Raw genomic sequence first — 18809 nt, 5'->3', positions numbered from 1 at the left:
GGCCGCTACCCTTCCGTGGTGCCTGCAGATGATCAGCCCCGCCGCCGCCTCCCGCGACACCCGGCCTCTGATAACACCGAGGCGATGCCCACTGGACGCCCAGCACCGCCGCCCCGTGACGACGCTCGGCCGATGCCGCAGCGCCCCCGTCGGGCCGCAGCCGATGACACTCAGGCCATTCCACCTGGCTCCCGTCCGCAGTACGCCCCAAGTCAGCAGAGTGGTGACTTCGACCAGGGGTACGGCCCCGATCGCACGCAGCAACTTCCTACCGGGCGTCCCGCGCCTCCCCCAGCAGGTGGTCGCCCGCCCCAGCGACCAGGTGGAGGCCAGCCACCTCGCCCGCCGCGTCCTCCTCGGCGACGCCGGGGACGAGCACGCAAGTGGATCGCCGGAATCCTGGTGGTCCTGCTGCTCTGGATCGGCGCGATCCTGTGGGCCGCCAACTCCGCCTGGAAGTCCGTGGAGAAGGTGGATGCGATTCCCACGGACAATCGGCCCGCGGAAGGCAAGGGCACCAATGTCCTGCTCGTGGGATCGGACTCACGCGAGGGTTTGAGCGGCGAAGAACGCAAGGAACTGGGCACGGGGTCTGCTGCGGGGCGGCGTACCGACTCGATCATGGTCTTGCACATGCCCGAAAGTGGTGACCCCACGCTGGTGTCTCTGCCCCGCGACTCCCTCGTCCAGGTTCCTGGCCGCGGTGAAAGCCGCATCAACGCGGCCTATGCGCGAGGCGGGCCAAAACTGCTCACCCAGACTGTGGAGCAAGAGACCGGTTTGCGGATCGAGCGCTATATGGAGATCGGCTTCGGTGGGTTCGCCTCCGTGGTGGACGCTGTCGGCGGCGTGGAGATGTGCCTCGACAAGCCCATGAAGGACGAGAAGGCCCACATCGACCTGCCGGCCGGTTGCCAGGAACTCGACGGGAAGAACGCACTTGGCTATGTCCGGGCGCGCTATTCCGACCCGCGGGGCGACCTCGGCCGCGCCGAACGCCAGCGCGAGTTCCTCGGTGCACTCACCAAAAAAATGGCCTCGCCGCAGAATGTGCTGAACCCGTGGAAGCTGCGCAACATGGGCGTCGAGGGCGCCCAGGGGGTCGCCGTGGACCAGGAGCAGTCGCCGTGGAATGCCTTCCGGATCCTCATGGCGCTGCGCAAGGTGAGTGGCGGGTCGGGTCAGTCGATCCAGGTGCCGATCGATGAGTCCCGCACGGGCAACTATGTGTTTTGGGACGAGCCGAAGGCAAAGGCGTTATTCAACGCGTTGAACAACGACCAGTCGCCCAACGTCCAGCCCTAGCGGTTAGCTGTCGAAGCCAAGCCCGAACCGGTCCAAGGTCCGCAACAGCAGACCGCGCCGACCCTGGTTCTCATCGGCCGCAATCAAGGCTTTGGTCGTGGCCGTGATCCCTGCCCAGGCAAAGGGCTCGGGTGGGAACGGCAGCGGCTTGGAGCGCACCATCTCCAACTGGGTGAGTTCGGTGTCTGTCTCCGACAGCAGATCGAGCATCACCCGACCTGCGAACCGACTGGCACCGACACCGAGGCCGGTGAATCCGGCGGTGTAGGCAACCCGACCGTCGTGCGCGGTGGTGAAAAACGGGAAAAACCTGGTGCAGGTGTCGATGGCTCCACCCCAGGCGTGCGTAAACCGCAGCCCGCGCAAGTCGGGGAAGGTCTCGAAGAACTGCCGCGACAGGGTCTCGAAGGTTTCTTGGCGCTGGTCGTAGCGGGATTGGACCTTACCCCCGAAGTGGTAGACGGCGTCCCAGCCACCCCACAGGATGCGGTTGTCCGCGCTGAGCCGGAAGTAGTGGAATCTATTGGCACTGTCGTTGAGGCCTTCTCTCCCGTGCCAACCGATCGCTTCGAGCTGCTCGGCGCTCAGGGGCTCAGTCATGAGGGCGTAGTCGTAAACCGGAACGGTGTGCAGCCGGGTTCGGCGCAGCAGTGACGGAAAAACGTTGGTGCCCAAGGCAACTCGGTTCGCTTTGACCAAACCGCGATCGGTCTTCAGCGTGACGCTCGTGGAGTCTGCGGTCAGCGAACGCACCGGGCTGTTCTCGTGGACGGTGACGCCGAGCTCGAGGAGGACTCGGCGGAGCTCCCAACAGAGTTTCGCTGGGTTGATCATGGCGTTACCGCGTGAGTCCCACAGTCCGCCAAGGTATTGAGGAGAGCGCACCCGGGCAGCGAGTTCGTCCCGGTCCAGCCAGTAGATCCCGTGGGCCGGGTCGTGCCCAGCGCGCAAGTCCTCGACTTGGTACGCTTCGGTCGCGATCGTGATTTCGCCAGTCCGTTCGAACTCGCAGTCGAGGTCGTAACGGGCCACACTCGCTTCGATGGCATCGAGGTTCTCCAACCCCAACTCGATCAAGCGCGCGTTCTCGCCCGGCAGGTGGGCCGCACCGTTGTCGGCCCCGTGGGTGAGGCTGGCTGAGCAGAAGCCGCCATTGCGCCCCGATGCCGCCCATCCGACGGTCTCGGCTTCAAGCAGCACCACGGACCGATCTGGATCGGCTTCTTTGGCCTGCAACGCGGTCCACAATCCGGTGAATCCACCACCCACGATTGCCAGGTCGGCGCCACGGGGGCCGATCAGAGGTGGGGTCGGCTCCGGCCGCGCCGGGTCATCGAGCCAGAAGGGAAGGGTGGAAATACCCTCGAGCGCACTCTTCATGCCTAACTCCCCGCCATCGCCTTGACGATGGCTGTTGATGAATCTCCGGATCGGCGCAAGACCACCGCCACCACGGCAAGTGCCACCAAGGTCAGGAGCAACATGATGGTGGACATCGCCGCCACTTCGGGCCGCAAACCGACCCGGAGCGAGGAGAAGATGTAGACCGGCCACGGGGTGTAGCCAGGCTGCTGGACAAAACTCGACAAGATCGTGTTGTCCAGGCTGAGCGTAAACGCCATCAGCGCACCCGCCAGTACGCCAGGCGCTGCGATAGGCAAGGTGACGTCCTTGAACGCACGCCACCCATTGGCGCCGAGGTCACCGGCGGCTTCTTCCAGCGACCGGTCGACGCCGGCCATCCGTGCCCGCACGATGAAGGTGACCACGGCCACCGAGAACATCGCGTGCGAGATGACCAGACGAACCATGCCGTTGTTGAACGGTGTCAGGCCGCCGTCAACACCCAGCGTCACGAACCAGGGCAAGAAGGACACACCGTCCACAATTTCCGGGGTGACCAGGGTCAGGCCAAGGAGGACGGTGAGACCGACGGCCCACCACGCTCCACGCCTGGCTCGCGCCAGGGCGATACCGCCCGCCGTACCAAGCACCGTGGCAAGCGCTGCTGAACCGGCGGCCGCCTTGAGAGAGGTCGCCACTGATGACCGGATGATCTCGTTGTTGAGGGCGCTGTCGTACGCATTGAGCCCGAACCCGGACAGGTTGGTCAGGATGCGGCCGTTGTTGAAGGAGTAGACGACGATGACCGCGATCGGCAAGAAGAGGAACACGAAGACCGCGCATCCCCACAGCAAAAGGCCGATATCGGTCCACGATCGCCGACGACTGTGCATGGTCATGCGCCTGCTCCTTCGCTCGTCGGCAGCTCAATGCGGTTGATACGGGCCAGAACTCGACGGATAACCCAACTCAGGATTGCCGCAAGGGCCAGGACGGTGACGGTGGCGAGCACCAGGACGACAGCCATTGCTGCACCTAGCGCCCAGTTCTGTGCCGTATTGAATTGATCCGCAATGCTCTGTCCGATCATCGAGCCGCTCGCACCACCGAGTACGGAGGCGGTCACGTAATCTCCGGTCAGCGGGATGAACACCAGCAGGCACCCACTGACCACGCCCGGCATCGCCATCGGGAGCGTGATGTGTCGAAAGGTCGACCAGCGAGCGGCTCCTAGGTCTTGGCTCGCTTCACGCAATGACTTGCCAGCGGAGTCCATGGCAACGAAGAGCGGGAGCACCATGAGCGGCAGATAGTTGTAAACCACACCAATCTGAACCGCGAGCCGCGTGTACAAGATCTCAAGCGGTGAATCCGTGAGTCCAAGGGACTGCAGACCGTCGGAGAGGAATCCCTGCGGCGAGAGCATGATCTGCCAGCCCAGGGTGCGCACCAGGAAGTTGGTCCAGAACGGAATCATGACCAGAGCGAGCAACAATCCGCGGCGCCCCGGCGACACCTTCACCGCGAGCCAATAGGCGAACGGCACGGAGATCAGCAGGCACAACGCCGTCCCCAAGATCGAGATCCGAAGGGTATGGCCGAACGTCGTGAGGAAGGTCCCGCTGAGCGCCTCGCCGTATCGGTCGAAGGTGAGCGAGTCCGTTGCGACAGCGGTGAACTCGTCGGGCTTGTAACCAAAGCTATAGAAGAGCACGAGGGCGACGGGCACGACGAAGAAGAAGACGGCATATGCCCACGTCGGGAAGGCCAATGCGCCCGGGCCCATGAATCGTTCGGCGATTCGTTTCATGCTCCGCTCCTGACCTTGGCGCGGGTGAGGATGTCGACTCTCGCCTGCTGACCGCTGCCGAACTCCGACACGGTCAGTCGGTCGAGCACCTTCTGGGTGGGAAAAATCAACTCCGACAGGTCAAACTTGGACGCGACCTTCGGGTCCAAGAACACCTTCGACCCGGTCGGATAGCCGTGATAATCCACCTCGGCCATGGCCTGGTCAGGCGCGATGATGTAGTTGATGAAGTCGTGCGCGGCATCCGGGTGCGGCGCACCCGTGGCGAGACACCAGTTGTCCGTCCACAAATTCGCAGACGGGGAGGGAAAGACGAAGGCCCATCGCTCGGGATTGTCGCTCTCCTGCATGCCGAGGCGGGCGTCGCCGTTGAAGGCTTGCATCAGTGTGAAGCCTCCTTGGCCCATCGGGGTCGACACGTTGCTCAAGTAGGCTCGAACGTGCGGCGCCAACTGGTTGACAACTATGTCCCGACATTTCGAAAGTTCTTGGGCATCAACGGTATTCAAGTCGTACCCGCTGATCCCGAGAGCAATCGAGCACACCTCCCACGGGTCTTCGAGGAGCGACGTCTTGCCGGAAGCGGGGCCCTTGGCAAGGTCCAAGAAGTCCTTCCAACTGGTGTAGCGGCCTCGGTGGACGGTCTTGTCGAAGACAAAGCCGGTCGTACCCCAGTTCTTGCACACCGAGTAGGTGTTCTTGGGGTCAAAGGGTTGCCCAAGGAAGTTGGGATCCATCGTGGACAAGTTGGGCAACAGGGACTTGTCGAGTTTTTGCAGCTGATCGTGTTTGACCATCTGCGGGATGACCAAGCCCGTGGGCACCACGATGTCGTAGCCCGAGGTACCGCGAGAAGCGCCCAGTTTGGCCATCATCTCTTCGTTGGACCCGAAAGAGTCGACCTGGAGGAGGACGTCGAACTTCCTCCGGAATGCCTTCAGGACCGCGGGGTCGTCGTAGTCACCCCAGGAGTACATGGTCAGTTGGTCTTCACGCTCGCCGTCGAGTGGCGGCGAGGATGCGACCTTTCCGCTCCCGCAACCACTGACGACGCCGACTCCGGCAGCGGCCAGCCCCGTCAACATGCCGCGTCGGGTGAGTCGATGGCTGAGCCCTGCAGATCCCAGGACTCGCACTCGCTCAGTCATCGCTCGCGCCTACGGCGTTGAAGACGGCGACCGCCTCCGACGCCCAACTCAGGCGAACCGGACGCCCCTCGTGAACCGTGGGCGCCGCCACAGCGCTGGCCCGGGCCACGACCTCCTGGCCGTTCGGCAGGCGCACGAGGTACTGCACCACATCGCCAAGGAATGACTCGCCCATCAGCGTGCCGACTACCTCGTTCGACGTGTCCGTCGCACTCGAAACACCTTGACTTCCCTCGGCATTCGCCACCCGGATGGTCTCTGGGCGCACCGTCGCGCGCAGCTTTTCCCCCGGTGCACGGTCGGTCACCAGCGCGGCCGGCACGGTCAGCACACCGTGCTCTGCGCGCAGCTGTGCCATATCGCCGGAGACCGCATCGAATGTGACGTCGAGGAAGTTCTGCCGCCCGATGAAGCCAGCGACGAAGGCGTTAGCTGGCGCGCGGTAGATGTCCTCTGCCCCGCCGATCTGCTGCACCATCCCGCCCTCGAGCACGACGATCCGATCGCTCATGGCCAGCGCTTCTTCCTGGTCATGGGTGACGAAGATGAAGGTCAGTCCGAGTTCGGAGTGCAACCGGATGAGTTCAAGTTGCATCTCCTCACGGAGTTTGCGGTCGAGCGCGCTCATCGGCTCATCGAGCAGAAGGACGCGGGGTCGGTTGACCAGAGCCCGAGCCAACGCCACTCGCTGCTGTTGACCGCCCGACAGCATTGCCGGCTTTCGGTCGGCGAAAGACTCCATCCGCACCAGCCGCAAGCCCTCCATCACTTGTGCGCCAATCTCGCGCCGGGGCACACCCGAGCGCTTCAGCCCATAGGCCACGTTGTCGGCGACTGTCATATGCGGGAAGAGCGCGTACGACTGAAAGACCGTGTTGACCGGGCGGCGGTAGGGCGGCAGCGCAGTGAGGTCCTGGCCGTCGAGCTCGATAGAGCCCGAGGTGGGTGCCTCGAATCCCGCAATCATCCGCAGCAAGGTGGTCTTGCCACAGCCAGAGGGACCAAGGAGCGAGAGGAACTCACCAGCCCTAATCTCCAGGTCGATCGCCGTGAGCGCGGTAACCCCGCCAAAGTCCTTGCGCACACTGCGAAGTGTCAGCGCGCCACCCGAATTTTCGTCCGGATGGTCTGTGGCAGTGGCGTTTTCATCGGTGGTCGTCGGCATGGTTGGTCTCCTTCTCAGACGTCCGCAGCGCGATGGACAAGCCGGCCCCCGGCAACGGTGGCAGCGTTGGTCACCTCATGAATGTGATCCACCGGTGTGGTGAATGGGTTTGAACTCGCCAGGGCAAGGTCGGCGGGAGCGCCGAGCGACCAGCGTCCGGCGGTCCGGGTACGCCCCAAGTGGGCTGAGCCCGTGGTGTAGGCCCGCAGAGCCGTCGCCAGATCAATCGCCTGCTGCGCCAGAAGTGGCTCCGGGCGGACACCGGTCGGGTGGGTGCGGTTGACCGCGACATGCATCGCCTGCCAGGGATCCGGCGAACTCACCGGCCAATCCGAGCCCATCGCGAAGTGCGCCCCACTGGCGGCCAGATCACCGAACGGGTACAGCCACTGGACGCGATCGTCGCCCAGGAGCGGAAGGTTGAGCGCGACCATCTGATCGTCGTAATGCGCCCACAACGCCTGCAGATTGGCGCTCACCCCGAGGGCGGCAAAGCGCGGGATGTCGCGCGGATCCACGACTTGCACGTGAGCCAGGTGATGCCTGACGTCGGAACGCCTTCGGGCCGACACGATGCCCTCCAGAGCATCGAGCGCATCTCGTGTCGCGCGGTCCCCGATCGCGTGACAGTGGATGTCGAAACCCGCTGCCTCGACCGCGGCAAAGGCCCGCCGCAAGTGGTTGCGGGTGAAGTAGCTCGTTCCTTCGCCTGCGCAATCGCAGCGATAGGGCGCGCTCATCGACGCGGTGCGTGACTCGACGATGCCATCCAACATGAACTTGACGTTGGTGGCGCGGAACCGAGGGCCGTCGACCTTCTGTCCACGCAGCACAGCGACCTGTTGGTCGACATCGTCCTCGGTCAGGCCGCGTGGCCACCACAGCGAGGCCGTCACCTCGACCGTCAGGTCGCCATCGAGCTCCGCCTGCCGGTAGGTGTCGTATGCACTCGTGTGGCCGCCATAATCGCCCACAATGGCGTCGTTGTAACCCGTGACGCCCACTTCATGCAGGCGCCGCTGCCCCTCCAACAGTCCAGCGCGCAGCTCGGCTGGCGTACGGGTCGGAAGATGCGCGGACATCAGGTCCATGGCCGACTCGTGCAGGGTCCCGGTGGGTTCGCCATGGGTGTCCCGCTCGATGACTCCCCCTTCGGGTACATCGGTCGCGCGGTCGATCCCGGCACAACGCAAGGCCACGCTGTTGACCCAGAGGGAGTGATGGTCGGCGCTCACCAGGCATACCGGCCGGCGGGCTGCTGCCTCGCCGAGGTCCATGGCGAGCCGGTCGAGCGCGGCCGCTGTCGGGGCGCCACCGGGAAAGTCGGACATGGACCAGCCGCCACCGGTCAACCAGCCACTCCCTGCCTGGAGGGCGGAACCAATCTGACGCAGCGTCTCCTGCGCGGAGTCGCAGGCGGAGACATCCAACGAGAGCGCCTCGACGCCTGCCATCACCGGGTGGGCGTGGGCATCCACGAAACCGGGGGTGACCAGGCCGCCACGCGCGTCAACAACCTCGTGCGCAGATGAGGACGCGACGTCATATCCGACCTCGGCCAGGATGCCGTCCGTGACGACGAGGCTATCGGCGTCGAGCCGTTCCATGCCGTCCCACAGCACGGCGTTGCGGATGACGAGGTTGGCGCCCGAATCAACCGCTGCTGCTTCAGAACTCACGCCTCAGGCTCCGCTCACCGTGTTGGTGCCGCGCGTGGTGAAGACGATGTCCTGCCACTCCCGCCTCGGACTGTCGGTCTGGTCGATGAGGACGTGCTTCACCTGGGTGTACTCCTCGAACGAGAACTGCGACATGTCCTTGCCGAAGCCTGATGCCTTATAGCCGCCGTGGGGCATATCCGAGACGATCGGGATGTGCTCGTTGATCCAGACGCATCCGGCCTCGATCCGCGCCGCCGCGTCAAGGGCTCGTCGCGTCGAGGTCGTCCAGGCGCTTGCGGCTAGGCCGTACGGCGTGTCGTTGGCGAGCGCGATGGCTTCCTCGTCGGTCTCGAAGGGCGTCGTGACCAGCACCGGTCCGAAGATCTCCTCGCGCCACACCTCATCGCTGGGTGCGACATTCGCGATCAACGTGGGCTGGAAGTAGGCGGTCTCCGGGGCGTTCCAATCCGAGGGAATCCCGCCGCCACAGACGATAGTCGCGCCGTGCGAGCGCGCTCGATCCACGATCGCCGCCACACGATCCCGGTGAACGGTCGAGATCAACGAGCCCAGATCGGTGGTGACGTCGTCCGGCGGTCCGATCACGACGTCGTTCATAATGGCCGCGACCCGCTCGACAAATTGGTCGTGTAGTGACGAATGCACGATGGCACGGGTCGCCGCAGTGCAGTCCTGGCCGCCGTTGATGATCGAACCTGCAACAGCGCCCCGGGCGGCGGCCTCCAGGTCAGCGTCGTCATACACGACAAGAGGCGCCTTGCCGCCGAGTTCGAGATGGACTCGCGCGCCCTTGGACGCTGCCATTTCCATGATCCGACGTCCCACTTTGGTCGATCCGGTGAAGGAGGTCATCACCACATCGGGGTGGCGCACCAGCGCCTCTCCGCAGTGCGCGCCGTCGCCAGCAAGGACATTGATGACCCCAGGCGGCATACCCACCTCAGTGGCGATCTCGGCGAGCAGAAGCGAGGTCCCCGGAGTCAACTCTGACGTCTTGAGCACGATGGTGTTGCCGGCCGCCACCGCGGGAAAGATCTTCCAAGCAGCCATCTGGAGCGGGTAGTTCCACGGCGCGATAGACCCGACGACACCGAGGGGCTCGCGACGCGTGAAGGAGGTCGAGTTGGGCCAGTACGACCCCGCGGCCAAGCCCGTGAGGTGGCGGGCCGCGCCCGCAAAGAACTTGGCGTTGTCGATGGTTCCCGGGACGTCGAACTCGCCCGCCAGCCGAATGGACTTGCCTGTCTGCTGGGATTCCACTGTCGCCAACTCCTGCGCCCGCTCCTGAAGCCCCGTGGCGAGCGCGAGCAGCGCATCGGCCCGATCGCCAGGAGTCGCATCCCGCCAGGCGGGGTAGGCATCCTTAGCCGCAGCGACCGCGAGGTCGACATCGCGATCGTTCGCCAACGGGTAGCGCCCCAATTCGTTTCCCGTGGCTGGATTGACGAGCACGTGCTCGGCTCCATGACCCTGTCGGTATTCGCCTGCAATGAACTGCATCTGTGGACCCTCCCGGCGCTGTACCGCCCGCTGTTCTTGCCATTACGTGAGGCACATCACGCTACAGGGTCAGCGGCACCATGACCACCGTATTCGCAACTTTGGTTGTCTTTCGAGACGTATTTCGTCGCCAAGATAGGTTATTCTCCGAATATCGTTGTCTTAATGGAGTGATATCAGAAGGTTGAGGCCATGGCAGAGCAGCCCCACAGCACGCGGAGTTATCGAGCAGTCGATGAGGCACCCCTTGACGACAAGGCCAAGCGGATCATCGAGGAGTTGCAGCGCGATGGGCGCGCGACCTATGGCGAGATTGGGCGGGCCGTCGGCCTATCTGAGGCGGCCGTACGCCAACGGGTCGGCAAGCTGATCAGCAACGGCACGCTCCAGATCGTGGCCGTCACCAACCCCTTCCAGGTCGGCTTTGGTCGCATTGCGCTCGTCGGCATCAAAGTCGCCGGGGAAGTCTCGGCGGCGGCCGATGCTGTGACCGCCTTAGAGCAGGTCACCTATGTCGTCGTGACAGCGGGCAACTTCGACATCGTCGCCGAGGTCGTGTGTAGCGACGACGCTGAACTCGTCGATCTGCTCGGTGCCGTGCGCCGCATTCCCGGAGTCACGGACACCGAGACGATGCCCTATCTGGCCCTATGGAGTCAGCGCTATAACTGGGGCACTCGCTGATCTCGGCGCCGACGCCGCCAGCACGGCCGAGTAGGCGAGCCCCGGAGCGCGAGCCCGATCGTGACCCGCCGCATCGAGACCATCACAACCCTCGTTCTCATGCTGCCTCATGCTGCATCTTCGGCGGCATGGTGACGCATGGAGCCGGGCCGCAGGTCCCAGGTGACACCGACCGCGTCTGCCTTCGCGGTGTATTCCTCGCGGTGCACGACGGTGTGGTGTCGCTGGCAGAGGAGGGCAGAGTTGTCCAGTGAGGTCGGGCCGCCTTCGGACCAGGGCACGATGTGGTGGACCTGGCACCAACTTGGCGGGCGGTCGCATCCTGGGTAGGTGCAACATCGATCGCGTTCGGCCACGGCCGCGCGAAGACTTCGGGTGACCAGGCGTTTAGATCGCCCGACATCGAGAGGTTCACCCCGGGACCCCAGGACCATGGGCAGAATGTCGGCGTCGCACGCGATTCGACGAACCTGATGTGCACCAAGGGAGGTGCCGACGTCAGTGCGACCGTGGCCGCGAAGCCGACCGGCGAGCACGTCGTGGTCGATGGTGACGACGATCCTGGCCGGACCGCTCGTGGGGGTCGCGCCGTCGTCGTCAATGGCCGCGCTGCCACGAGTGACCAGCAGCACGAACCCATCAGCGCGACGCTTGCCAGCCGTACGCGCGTCGATCTCACCGGTCTTCTCGCCACCCGCGTGACGATGGAAGACGTCGTCACAACACGTGCTGCCGATCGCGGGCGCAGAGAGCGCGTCGATCGCATGCTTCACCTGCGCGGCGTGTAACGGCCCGAGTTCTGCGGTCAGACGGTGCATACCGTTAGGCAGTTCAGACCACGTCACGGACTCGGCCGCGTCGAGTTTGTCGTCAAGGTCTTCAAGAAAGGTTTCATCGGCATAGGTTGCGATCACCCGCCCCGAAAGCTCACGGATCGCCCTAGCCCCCGAACCAGCAGGGAGCGACAGAAAATGCCCGAGGACCGCGTCTCGCGTACCCTCGGGCAGGACGGGCATGACCTTGTCGACCTCGATCAGGGCAGTGCGCGCACCGGCCACCCCGACATGGTTAGTGGCGAGCGCTGTCGCCAACAACTCGTTGCGGGGCTCGGTGCAAGCGGACGCGACCTTGGCGATTCGTGTCGCTACCGCGAGCTCTACCCCCGGCAGAGTAGGCGCCCCACCTTCCGAGGGGTCCGTATCTTCTGCCACGGGGCATTCGGGGGCGCCATCGAGACGCACCAGCGGCCCAGCGGTCCCGGGGCTGGTCGAAGGCAACAACCCTTCGATTGCCTCGCCCGTGCTCAGTCGCGAAACCCACTGCGCAGCACCCGCCGCAGTGGATTCGACCACGACGCCACGCTGAATCGCCTCAGCAACCAACGCCACCGCCGCAGTCTCAGCAATTTGCAGCACTGCCAACACATTTCGCGTGAAGATGGCGAGATCGCGAGTACCTAATTGGTGTCGAACGGTGTCCACCGTCGCGAGCCCAGCAAGACCATCGAGCACGAGCCGCGCGCACTCAGCGGCGCTCATCACCAACTCAGTCCCCACATCAGCAGGCGGCGAACTGTGAGCATTCACTGGGGACACCTCCGACGATGATTGATGGGTTCGACGTACCTTCATTATCGAACATACGTTCGAGGTTAGTCAAGGGTTGGTCGCGCATTCCTTGTGATGTCTCAGGAGATCGGTGACAGGTCTATCTCAGGACATCGGTGACGGTTGGTGTGTCAGGAGTTCGCTGACAGTCGCTGGATCTTCGGACGGGCCCCTGGGGGGGACGTCCGTTGCCGACATACTCGGTGCCGGGCGCAAACCCGCGCCGGGACGGTTCAGTGCGAGCCCGTTGTCCGACAGCAGCCGTTGTGGCACCCCGTGGGCGACCACGGCAGTGTCGAAGACCGCGATCGCGTCCTTGACGGTCTCGCCCCGAGCGACGCGCGATGCCACGGCGTAGCGGGAGTGGTCATCGATGAGTTGGAAGATCACGCACCTGCGGCCACGGGTCAGCACGTGCTCGGTGGCGTCGAGCTGCCAGCACGCGTTCGGCGCCGGGTACACGAGCCGTCGCCACGCCGAACGCGGCTTCTTCTTCGGCTGCACGCGAGCGACGCTGGCCGCACGGAAGACCCGGGCCAGCGAGGCCGTGGAGGGCACCACCGGCGGTCCCATCGCATGCATCTTGTCGTGCACACTGGATCGGTCCGTGGTCCAGGCCGGAGGCCTCCAGCGAGGCGCGCACGGCGACGGCCTGGCCCTTGATCTGGTCGGTCAGCATCGACGGGCTCTCACGGGTGGTGCGGCCGCGTGTGCACCACTCGCCCGGGATCAGCCCTTGAGCAGCTGACGTGCCATCACCATGCGCTGGATCTGGTTGGTGCCTTCGTAGATCTGGGTGATCTTGGCATCGCGCATCATCCGCTCGACCGGATGATCCTTGACGTATCCCGCGCCACCCAGAAGCTGCACGGCGTCGGTCGTGACCTCCATGGCGATGTCGGAGGCATAGCACTTAGCGGCCGCACCGAAGAAGGTCAGATCTTTGTCACCGCGCTCAGACTTCGCGGCTGCGGCGTAGACCATCTGACGTGCGGTCTCGACCTTCATCCCCATGTCGGCGAGCATGAACTGCAGGCCCTGGAACTCGGCGATCGCCTTGCCGAATTGCTTGCGCTCCTTCACGTAACCCAGCGCGTAGTCGAGTGCACCCTGTGCGACTCCCACCGCCTGGGCGCCGATGGTGACACGCGTGTGATCCAGCGTGCGCAGGGCGATCTTGAGGCCCTCGCCGCGCGCACCAATCATGCGATCGCCCGGGATACGGCAGTTGTCGAAGTGCAGCTCACGAGTCGGGCTTCCCTTGATCCCGAGCTTGCGCTCCGGCTCGCTGAAACTAAAGCCGTCGTCGTCCTTCTCCACCACGAACGCGCTGATGTTGCGGCCGCGCTCGCCATCAGGGTCAGTCACCGCCATCACCGTGTAGAACCGGGACTCTCCGGCGTTGGTGATCCAGGACTTCTGCCCGTTGAGGATGAAGTCATCACCATCGGCCGTCGCCTTACAGCGCATGGCCGCAGTGTCGGAGCCAGCCTCCCGCTCGGAGAGCCCATAGGAGAACATCGCCTCGCCCTTGGCGACCGGCGTGAGGTACTTCGCCTTAATCTCCTCGGACGCGCCGAGGATCACCGGCATCGAACCCAGTTTGTTGACCGCAGGGATGAGCGAAGACGACACGCAGACCCGAGCCACCTCTTCAATGACGATGCAGGTCGCGAGAGCATCGGCACCGACGCCGTCGTACTCTTCGGCGATGTGCGGCGCGTGAAAGTCGGCCGCGACGAGCGCGTCGAGGGCTTCTTGTGGGAAGCGGCTCTTCTCGTCGACATCAGCCGCATGCGGCGCGATCTTGTCCTCAGCCACGGCGCGTACGGCGTCGCGCAGCATCTCGTGGTCCTCGGAGATCTTGAACAGGTCGAAGTCTGGGTTGCCAGTCACAAATGGCACCTTACCGATCAGCCGACGACCGTGCTCCACCCGGCGATGCGCCGGAAGCGCTCGACGCTGGCGAAGTGCCGATGCAGCCGGACGGAGGCGATCGCTCCCGGTTCGGGCTGCCAGATGATCTGATCCTTTGCCACCCAGGCAGTTCCCCCGTTGGCCAGAGTCACCCGGCGATACACCGCCTCGGCTGCGGGACGCTCCTGCCAGGCAATAAACCACCGGACCGACGCGCTGGCTCCCGCAAGCCAAGGAGCACGAACCACCGTTGCCGATCCGGCCACCTGCCAGCCATCCCCCGCCCGGCGCTCCCACACCGCCGTCTCAATCTGCTCATCGTCGTCGCCCTGCGAGGCGAAGACCTGCGGCGTTCCGAGCGCGGTGGGAATGCCCGCGACGCGCACCGCGCCGACTTCGACCACCTGCCCGGCATCCCAGCGTGGCGCCGGTGGACTCACCCGCCCAAGGTCGAACGCCGCGGCCGGCGCGGCGGTGAGCAATGTCGCCAGAACTGCAAGGACGAGGATACGAATTCTCATGGTCAACTCCCGATGATGTGAAGGGAGTTCAACTCTCAGTGCTCCGCGGCCAGATCGCGCCTGCATCAGGGTGGGCTGTGGACAACTCGCCGACCGAGGCAGGCGCACGGCATCGCCTGTGGACAGAACCGTGCCCGCGACTCAGGCCTGGCGGGGGCCAGCCTGCTCGGCAACCTGGCGTCGCAACGCCTCACCCTTGGCATAGGCGGAGTCTTTGAGACTCCTCTGAAATTCGACCATCGCCTGACGCAGGCCGACGGCCCGCTCGTCGGTGCCTGCCGCGAGGATCTGTACGGCGAGCAGGCCAGCGTTGCGCGCACCACCGATGGAGACGGTCGCTACGGGCACACCTGCAGGCATCTGCACGATCGACAGCAGCGAGTCCATGCCGTCCAAGTGCTTGAGGGGCACCGGCACTCCGATCACTGGAAGCGGTGTCACGGCCGCGAGCATGCCGGGAAGGTGCGCCGCTCCCCCAGCTCCCGCGATGATCACGCGCACGCCGCGGTCCGCCGCCTGACTGCCGTAGTCGATCATCTCGTGCGGCATTCGGTGAGCGGAGACGACATCGGCCTCAAAGGGCACCCCGAACTCCCGCAGCGCCTCGGCTGCCTTCTGCATCACCGGCCAGTCACTGTCACTGCCCATGACCAGGCCCACCGTGGGTGAATCCTCCTGATGTGTGACCGCGTTCATTCGGTAATCACTCCCTGGAAGTAGTCAGCGGCGTGGCGCGCCCGCTCGCGAAGATCGTTGAGGTTGTCACCGGACACATTGACGTGTCCGATCTTTCGGCCCGGACGGACACCCTTGCCATAGAGATGGACCTTCAGCCCGGGGTCTCGCGCCAGAAGGTGTCGGTACGCCGGATACAACTCGGGATAGTCGCCGCCGAGGACATTGCCCATCACGGTCCAGCGGGACCGCGGCGAGGGATCGCCCAGGGGCAGGTCGAGCACCGCTCGCAGGTGCTGCTCGAACTGGCTGGTGACCGACCCGTCAATCGTCCAGTGCCCGCTGTTGTGCGGCCGCATAGCCAACTCATTGATGACGTACGTCGCGCCCCCGTCAGAGCCCACCGTTTCAAAGATCTCCACGGCCATCACCCCGGTGACGTCGAGATCGCCCGCAATCGTCAACGCATCGGCGGCCACCTGCGCGGCGAGCTCGGAGTCAAGCTCAGGAGCGGGGGCCAGGACCTCGGTACAGATGCCGTCGACCTGAACGGTCTCCGCGACCGGCCACACCGCAGCCTGCCCAGAGGGGCTACGGGCCACCATCACCGCTAACTCGCGCGTGAAGGCCACCTTCTCTTCGGCCAGCAACGGCTGCCCGGCTGAGCGCTCAAACCAGTCGGACGCCTCGGCCGCCGACTGCACGACGCGGACGCCCTTGCCGTCATAGCCGCCCCGTGGGGTCTTCACGATGACCGGCCAACCGTGTTCCTGCCCAAAGGTCTCCAGTGCTGCGAGATTCGCGACTTCCGCCCACGCTGGGCAGGGCAGCCCAGCGGCACTCAAGCGCCGACGCATCGCCAGCTTGTCCTGCGCAAACACCAGGGCTTCCGGCGAAGGATGCATCACCACGCCGTCCTCCTGGAGCGCAGCCAACACCTCAGCCGGCACCTGTTCGTGGTCGAAGGTCACCACATCGCAAGTGCGCGCGAAGGCGCGTACGGCCTCGAGGTCGCTACAGGCGCCCACCGGTGCCGATGGCACGGCCAACGCCGCACTGGCCTCCTCGCTCTCGGCGAGCACCGACAGGGTGATGGACAGGTTGATCGCGGGAGGTTGAGTCATCCGGGCGAGTTGTCCACCGCCGATGATGCCCACGACGGGAAACGATCCGGGAGCGCGCAGAGGCATGCCAGTCACAGGCGCCAGCCTATGAGGCGCCGCCCGCGTCGCGTACTGTCGGTCCGTACTGACGTCAGCACCGAATCGCAAGGGGTCCACTCGTGCTTGACCGCCTCCGGGGCGCCATGGGCATTCTGTGGCGTGAGGCAGCGAAGTTCGGCATCGTCGGCGCTGTCGCATTCGTCGTCGACATGGGCGGCTTCAATCTGCTGTCTCACGGACCACTCGATGACAAAGTCACCACCGCCAAAATCCTCAGCGGCGCGGTCGCGACCGTGGTCGCCTGGATTGGCAATCGTTGGTGGACCTTCCGCCACCGCAACAACCGACCCGTCGCCCACGAGGTCACGCTCTTTTTCGGAGTGAACGGGATCGGCCTCGCCATCTCCGCTGCCTGGCTAGCTTTCACTCACTACGCGCTGGGCATGGACAGCGTGCTCGCCACCAACGTCAACGCGTTCATCGGCATCGGCCTCGGCACACTGTTCCGCTTCTGGGCGTACCGGCAAGTCGTCTTCGCCCATGAATACGTCGGCGACCCAGAACCCGATGACCTTCACAGCAGTGAGGGATCGAACTCCTCCGGCGGATCGGCCGACGCCGAGAGAAATAGCCCGAACCGCGCGGGCTGAGCCTCGACCAGTTCCAGGCGGCCACCGTTCGCCTGGGCCAGGTCCCGAGCCAAGCCCAGACCCAAACCGGTCCCGCCCGTTGTGACACGCCGCTCAAAGATGTACGGAGCCAGCGCCAGGTCAACGCCTTGACCTTCATCACCGACTTCAAGCACGACTGAAGGACCGCTCTGTTCGGCGCCGACCTCAACCAGGCCTGCACCATGTTTGAGCGAGTTCTCCAGCAGAGTAGAGATGATTTGCAGCAGGTCATCACGTCGTGCATGCAATCGGAGGCCGCGCTGACCGACGACCTTGATGCTGCGCCGAGCACGCGCGTACGTCGGCTGCCACTCCTGTTGCAACTCCGCCAACACCGAATCCAGTGGCGTGTCAGCGAGTTCGCCGTCAGGTCCAGCCGGGGTCCGCCGCAAAAGGTCATCGACAACCCTCGTCAACCGCTCCACCTGGGTGATACAGACCGCAGCCTCCTCGCGCATCTCCACCGGGTCGTCGAGCAGCGTGATCTCTTCCAGGCGAATCAGCAACGCCGTCAACGGAGTCCGCAACTGATGTGACGCGTCCGAGGCGAATTCGCGCTCACTCGCCAATCGCTGGGTAATCTCCAGGGCACGCTGTCTCAGCACTTCGGATACCGCGTCGACCTCCTCGATCCCAGACTCCAGCGAGTGCTTAGGAGGGGGACGTCGGCCGATCGCCCCGGCCTGGACTGCCAAGTCGGTCATCGGCTCCGCGATGTCTTCGGCCGCGCGACGCGCCATCCTCCGACCCACAGCAAGCCCGCAGAGCGCCAGCACCAGCCAGCCACCGAGGACCACGAGGTTCATGACGGCGATCTGGCTGAGCGGCCACGCCAGCACGGCATACACCGCGCCGAAAACCACGACGGGAGCAACCGCGATCGTCGCCGCGACGACAAGCGTCAAGAAACTCGACCGCAGCAGCCGGTCGCGCAGGGACACTAGATGGTTCCCTCCGGATCAAAGCGGAAACCAACCCCGCGGATGGTCGTGATGAACTTGGGTTCCGAGGCGTCCTCGCCAAGTTTGCGACGCAAGATGGACACGTGCATGTCGAGGGTCTTGGTTGATCCCACCCATTGGGTGTCCCACACCTCGCGCATGAGTTGTTCGCGCGAGACCACCTTTCCGGACTCGCGGACCAGCACCCGCAGCAGGTCGTATTCCTTGGCGGTCAACTGAAGTTCGCTGTCCCCCAGGAAGGCCCGGCGCGCATCGGTGTCGAGGTGAACGGCTTCCTGCTCCATCTCGATGGGCGCCCGACGCAGGAGCGCCCGGACGCGTGCCAGCAGCTCAGCCAGCCGGAACGGTTTGGTGACATAGTCGTCAGCCCCCGCATCGAGACCGACCACGGTGTCGACCTCGTCGGCCCGCGCGGTGAGGATGAGGACGGGGAAGGTTCGCCCGTCGCTGCGCATCCGACGGCATACCTCCAGGCCGTCGATTACAGGGAGCCCGAGGTCGAGCAGGACAAGGTCAGGGGATCGCTCAGCGGCATCCAGCGCCGACTGGCCATCCGGGCAAATGTCCACCTCATAACCTTCACGGCGCAGCGCGCGCGCCAGTGGCTCCGAGATCGCCGGGTCATCCTCTGCAAGGAGAACTCGGGTCATCGGCC

Annotated in this window: 18 protein-coding genes; 3 read left to right on the top strand and 15 right to left on the bottom strand. The window is 64.8% G+C overall.

Annotated features, from left to right (window positions below; genetic code table 11):
• The first annotated feature begins 132 nt into the window (after nt 1-132).
• Nucleotides 133-1305, top strand: a complete 1173-nt coding sequence (locus F562_RS17765; protein WP_083915431.1) for an LCP family protein — start codon at nt 133-135, stop codon at nt 1303-1305.
• Nucleotides 1306-1308: 3 nt separating this feature from the next.
• Here the strand turns inward: F562_RS17765 and F562_RS0102325 are convergent, their stop codons facing one another.
• Genes F562_RS0102325 through F562_RS0102295 form a run of 7 tightly spaced genes read right to left on the bottom strand, consistent with a single transcriptional unit; the run spans nt 1309 to nt 9954 of the window.
• Nucleotides 1309-2685: an NAD(P)/FAD-dependent oxidoreductase gene (locus F562_RS0102325; RefSeq protein ID WP_018155308.1), complete on the bottom strand. Its 1377-nt coding sequence runs from the start codon at nt 2683-2685 to the stop codon at nt 1309-1311.
• A 2-nt stretch (nt 2686-2687) separates the two neighbouring features.
• Entirely contained in the window at nt 2688-3548 is an 861-nt protein-coding gene (locus F562_RS0102320) for an ABC transporter permease (protein ID WP_018155307.1), read from the bottom strand.
• Nucleotides 3545-4459, bottom strand: a complete 915-nt coding sequence (locus F562_RS0102315; protein ID WP_018155306.1) for an ABC transporter permease — start codon at nt 4457-4459, stop codon at nt 3545-3547. Before F562_RS0102315 ends, F562_RS0102320 begins: the two co-directional genes overlap by 4 nt.
• Nucleotides 4456-5607: a polyamine ABC transporter substrate-binding protein gene (locus F562_RS0102310; protein ID WP_018155305.1), complete on the bottom strand. Its 1152-nt coding sequence runs from the start codon at nt 5605-5607 to the stop codon at nt 4456-4458. Before F562_RS0102310 ends, F562_RS0102315 begins: the two co-directional genes overlap by 4 nt.
• Nucleotides 5600-6772 (bottom strand): ABC transporter ATP-binding protein, encoded by a 1173-nt coding sequence (locus F562_RS0102305; protein WP_018155304.1) that lies wholly within the window; start codon nt 6770-6772, stop codon nt 5600-5602. Before F562_RS0102305 ends, F562_RS0102310 begins: the two co-directional genes overlap by 8 nt.
• A 14-nt stretch (nt 6773-6786) precedes the next feature.
• Entirely contained in the window at nt 6787-8451 is a 1665-nt protein-coding gene (locus F562_RS0102300) for an amidohydrolase (protein ID WP_018155303.1), read from the bottom strand.
• Between the two features lie 3 nt (nt 8452-8454).
• Entirely contained in the window at nt 8455-9954 is a 1500-nt protein-coding gene (locus F562_RS0102295; protein ID WP_018155302.1) for an aminobutyraldehyde dehydrogenase, read from the bottom strand.
• A gap of 192 nt (nt 9955-10146) precedes the next feature.
• Between F562_RS0102295 and F562_RS0102290 the strand changes: the two genes are divergently transcribed.
• Nucleotides 10147-10638 (top strand): Lrp/AsnC family transcriptional regulator, encoded by a 492-nt coding sequence (locus F562_RS0102290; RefSeq protein WP_018155301.1) that lies wholly within the window; start codon nt 10147-10149, stop codon nt 10636-10638.
• A gap of 107 nt (nt 10639-10745) precedes the next feature.
• On the opposite strand, the gene F562_RS20005 is transcribed toward F562_RS0102290, so the two are convergent.
• The 6 genes from F562_RS20005 to F562_RS0102260 form a co-directional block, all read right to left on the bottom strand.
• Nucleotides 10746-12224 carry an HNH endonuclease signature motif containing protein gene (locus F562_RS20005; RefSeq protein WP_018155300.1) on the bottom strand — a complete coding sequence of 493 codons (1479 nt, stop codon included), beginning with the start codon at nt 12222-12224 and terminating at the stop codon, nt 10746-10748.
• Between the two features lie 126 nt (nt 12225-12350).
• Nucleotides 12351-12818: a DDE-type integrase/transposase/recombinase gene (locus tag F562_RS17755; protein WP_211206422.1), complete on the bottom strand. Its 468-nt coding sequence runs from the start codon at nt 12816-12818 to the stop codon at nt 12351-12353.
• Between the two features lie 156 nt (nt 12819-12974).
• Nucleotides 12975-14141 carry an acyl-CoA dehydrogenase family protein gene (locus tag F562_RS0102275; protein ID WP_040385190.1) on the bottom strand — a complete coding sequence of 389 codons (1167 nt, stop codon included), beginning with the start codon at nt 14139-14141 and terminating at the stop codon, nt 12975-12977.
• 17 nt (nt 14142-14158) lie between these two features.
• A complete protein-coding gene (locus F562_RS0102270) occupies nt 14159-14683 on the bottom strand; it encodes a hypothetical protein (protein WP_018155297.1) in 525 nt (174 codons plus the stop codon).
• Nucleotides 14684-14824: 141 nt separating this feature from the next.
• Nucleotides 14825-15379, bottom strand: coding sequence for a 5-(carboxyamino)imidazole ribonucleotide mutase (gene purE / locus F562_RS0102265; RefSeq protein ID WP_018155296.1), 555 nt, complete (start codon nt 15377-15379; stop codon nt 14825-14827).
• Entirely contained in the window at nt 15376-16548 is a 1173-nt protein-coding gene (locus F562_RS0102260) for a 5-(carboxyamino)imidazole ribonucleotide synthase (RefSeq protein ID WP_018155295.1), read from the bottom strand. Before F562_RS0102260 ends, purE begins: the two co-directional genes overlap by 4 nt.
• A 92-nt stretch (nt 16549-16640) precedes the next feature.
• Here F562_RS0102260 and F562_RS17750 point away from each other — a divergent pair, with 92 nt between their 5' ends.
• Nucleotides 16641-17171 carry a GtrA family protein gene (locus F562_RS17750; RefSeq protein WP_245553599.1) on the top strand — a complete coding sequence of 177 codons (531 nt, stop codon included), beginning with the start codon at nt 16641-16643 and terminating at the stop codon, nt 17169-17171.
• On the opposite strand, the gene F562_RS0102250 is transcribed toward F562_RS17750, so the two are convergent.
• Both F562_RS0102250 and F562_RS0102245 read right to left on the bottom strand, forming a co-directional pair.
• Nucleotides 17096-18133: an ATP-binding protein gene (locus F562_RS0102250; protein WP_018155293.1), complete on the bottom strand. Its 1038-nt coding sequence runs from the start codon at nt 18131-18133 to the stop codon at nt 17096-17098. The two genes, F562_RS17750 and F562_RS0102250, sit on opposite strands and share 76 nt — an antisense overlap.
• Nucleotides 18133-18804, bottom strand: coding sequence for a response regulator transcription factor (locus F562_RS0102245; RefSeq protein ID WP_026180941.1), 672 nt, complete (start codon nt 18802-18804; stop codon nt 18133-18135). Before F562_RS0102245 ends, F562_RS0102250 begins: the two co-directional genes overlap by 1 nt.
• Between the last annotated feature and the right edge of the window lie 5 nt (nt 18805-18809).

This window comes from Demetria terragena DSM 11295 (assembly GCF_000376825.1).
GTDB lineage: Bacteria > Actinomycetota > Actinomycetes > Actinomycetales > Dermatophilaceae > Demetria > Demetria terragena.
This window is presented reverse-complemented; position numbering and strand designations above follow the sequence as displayed.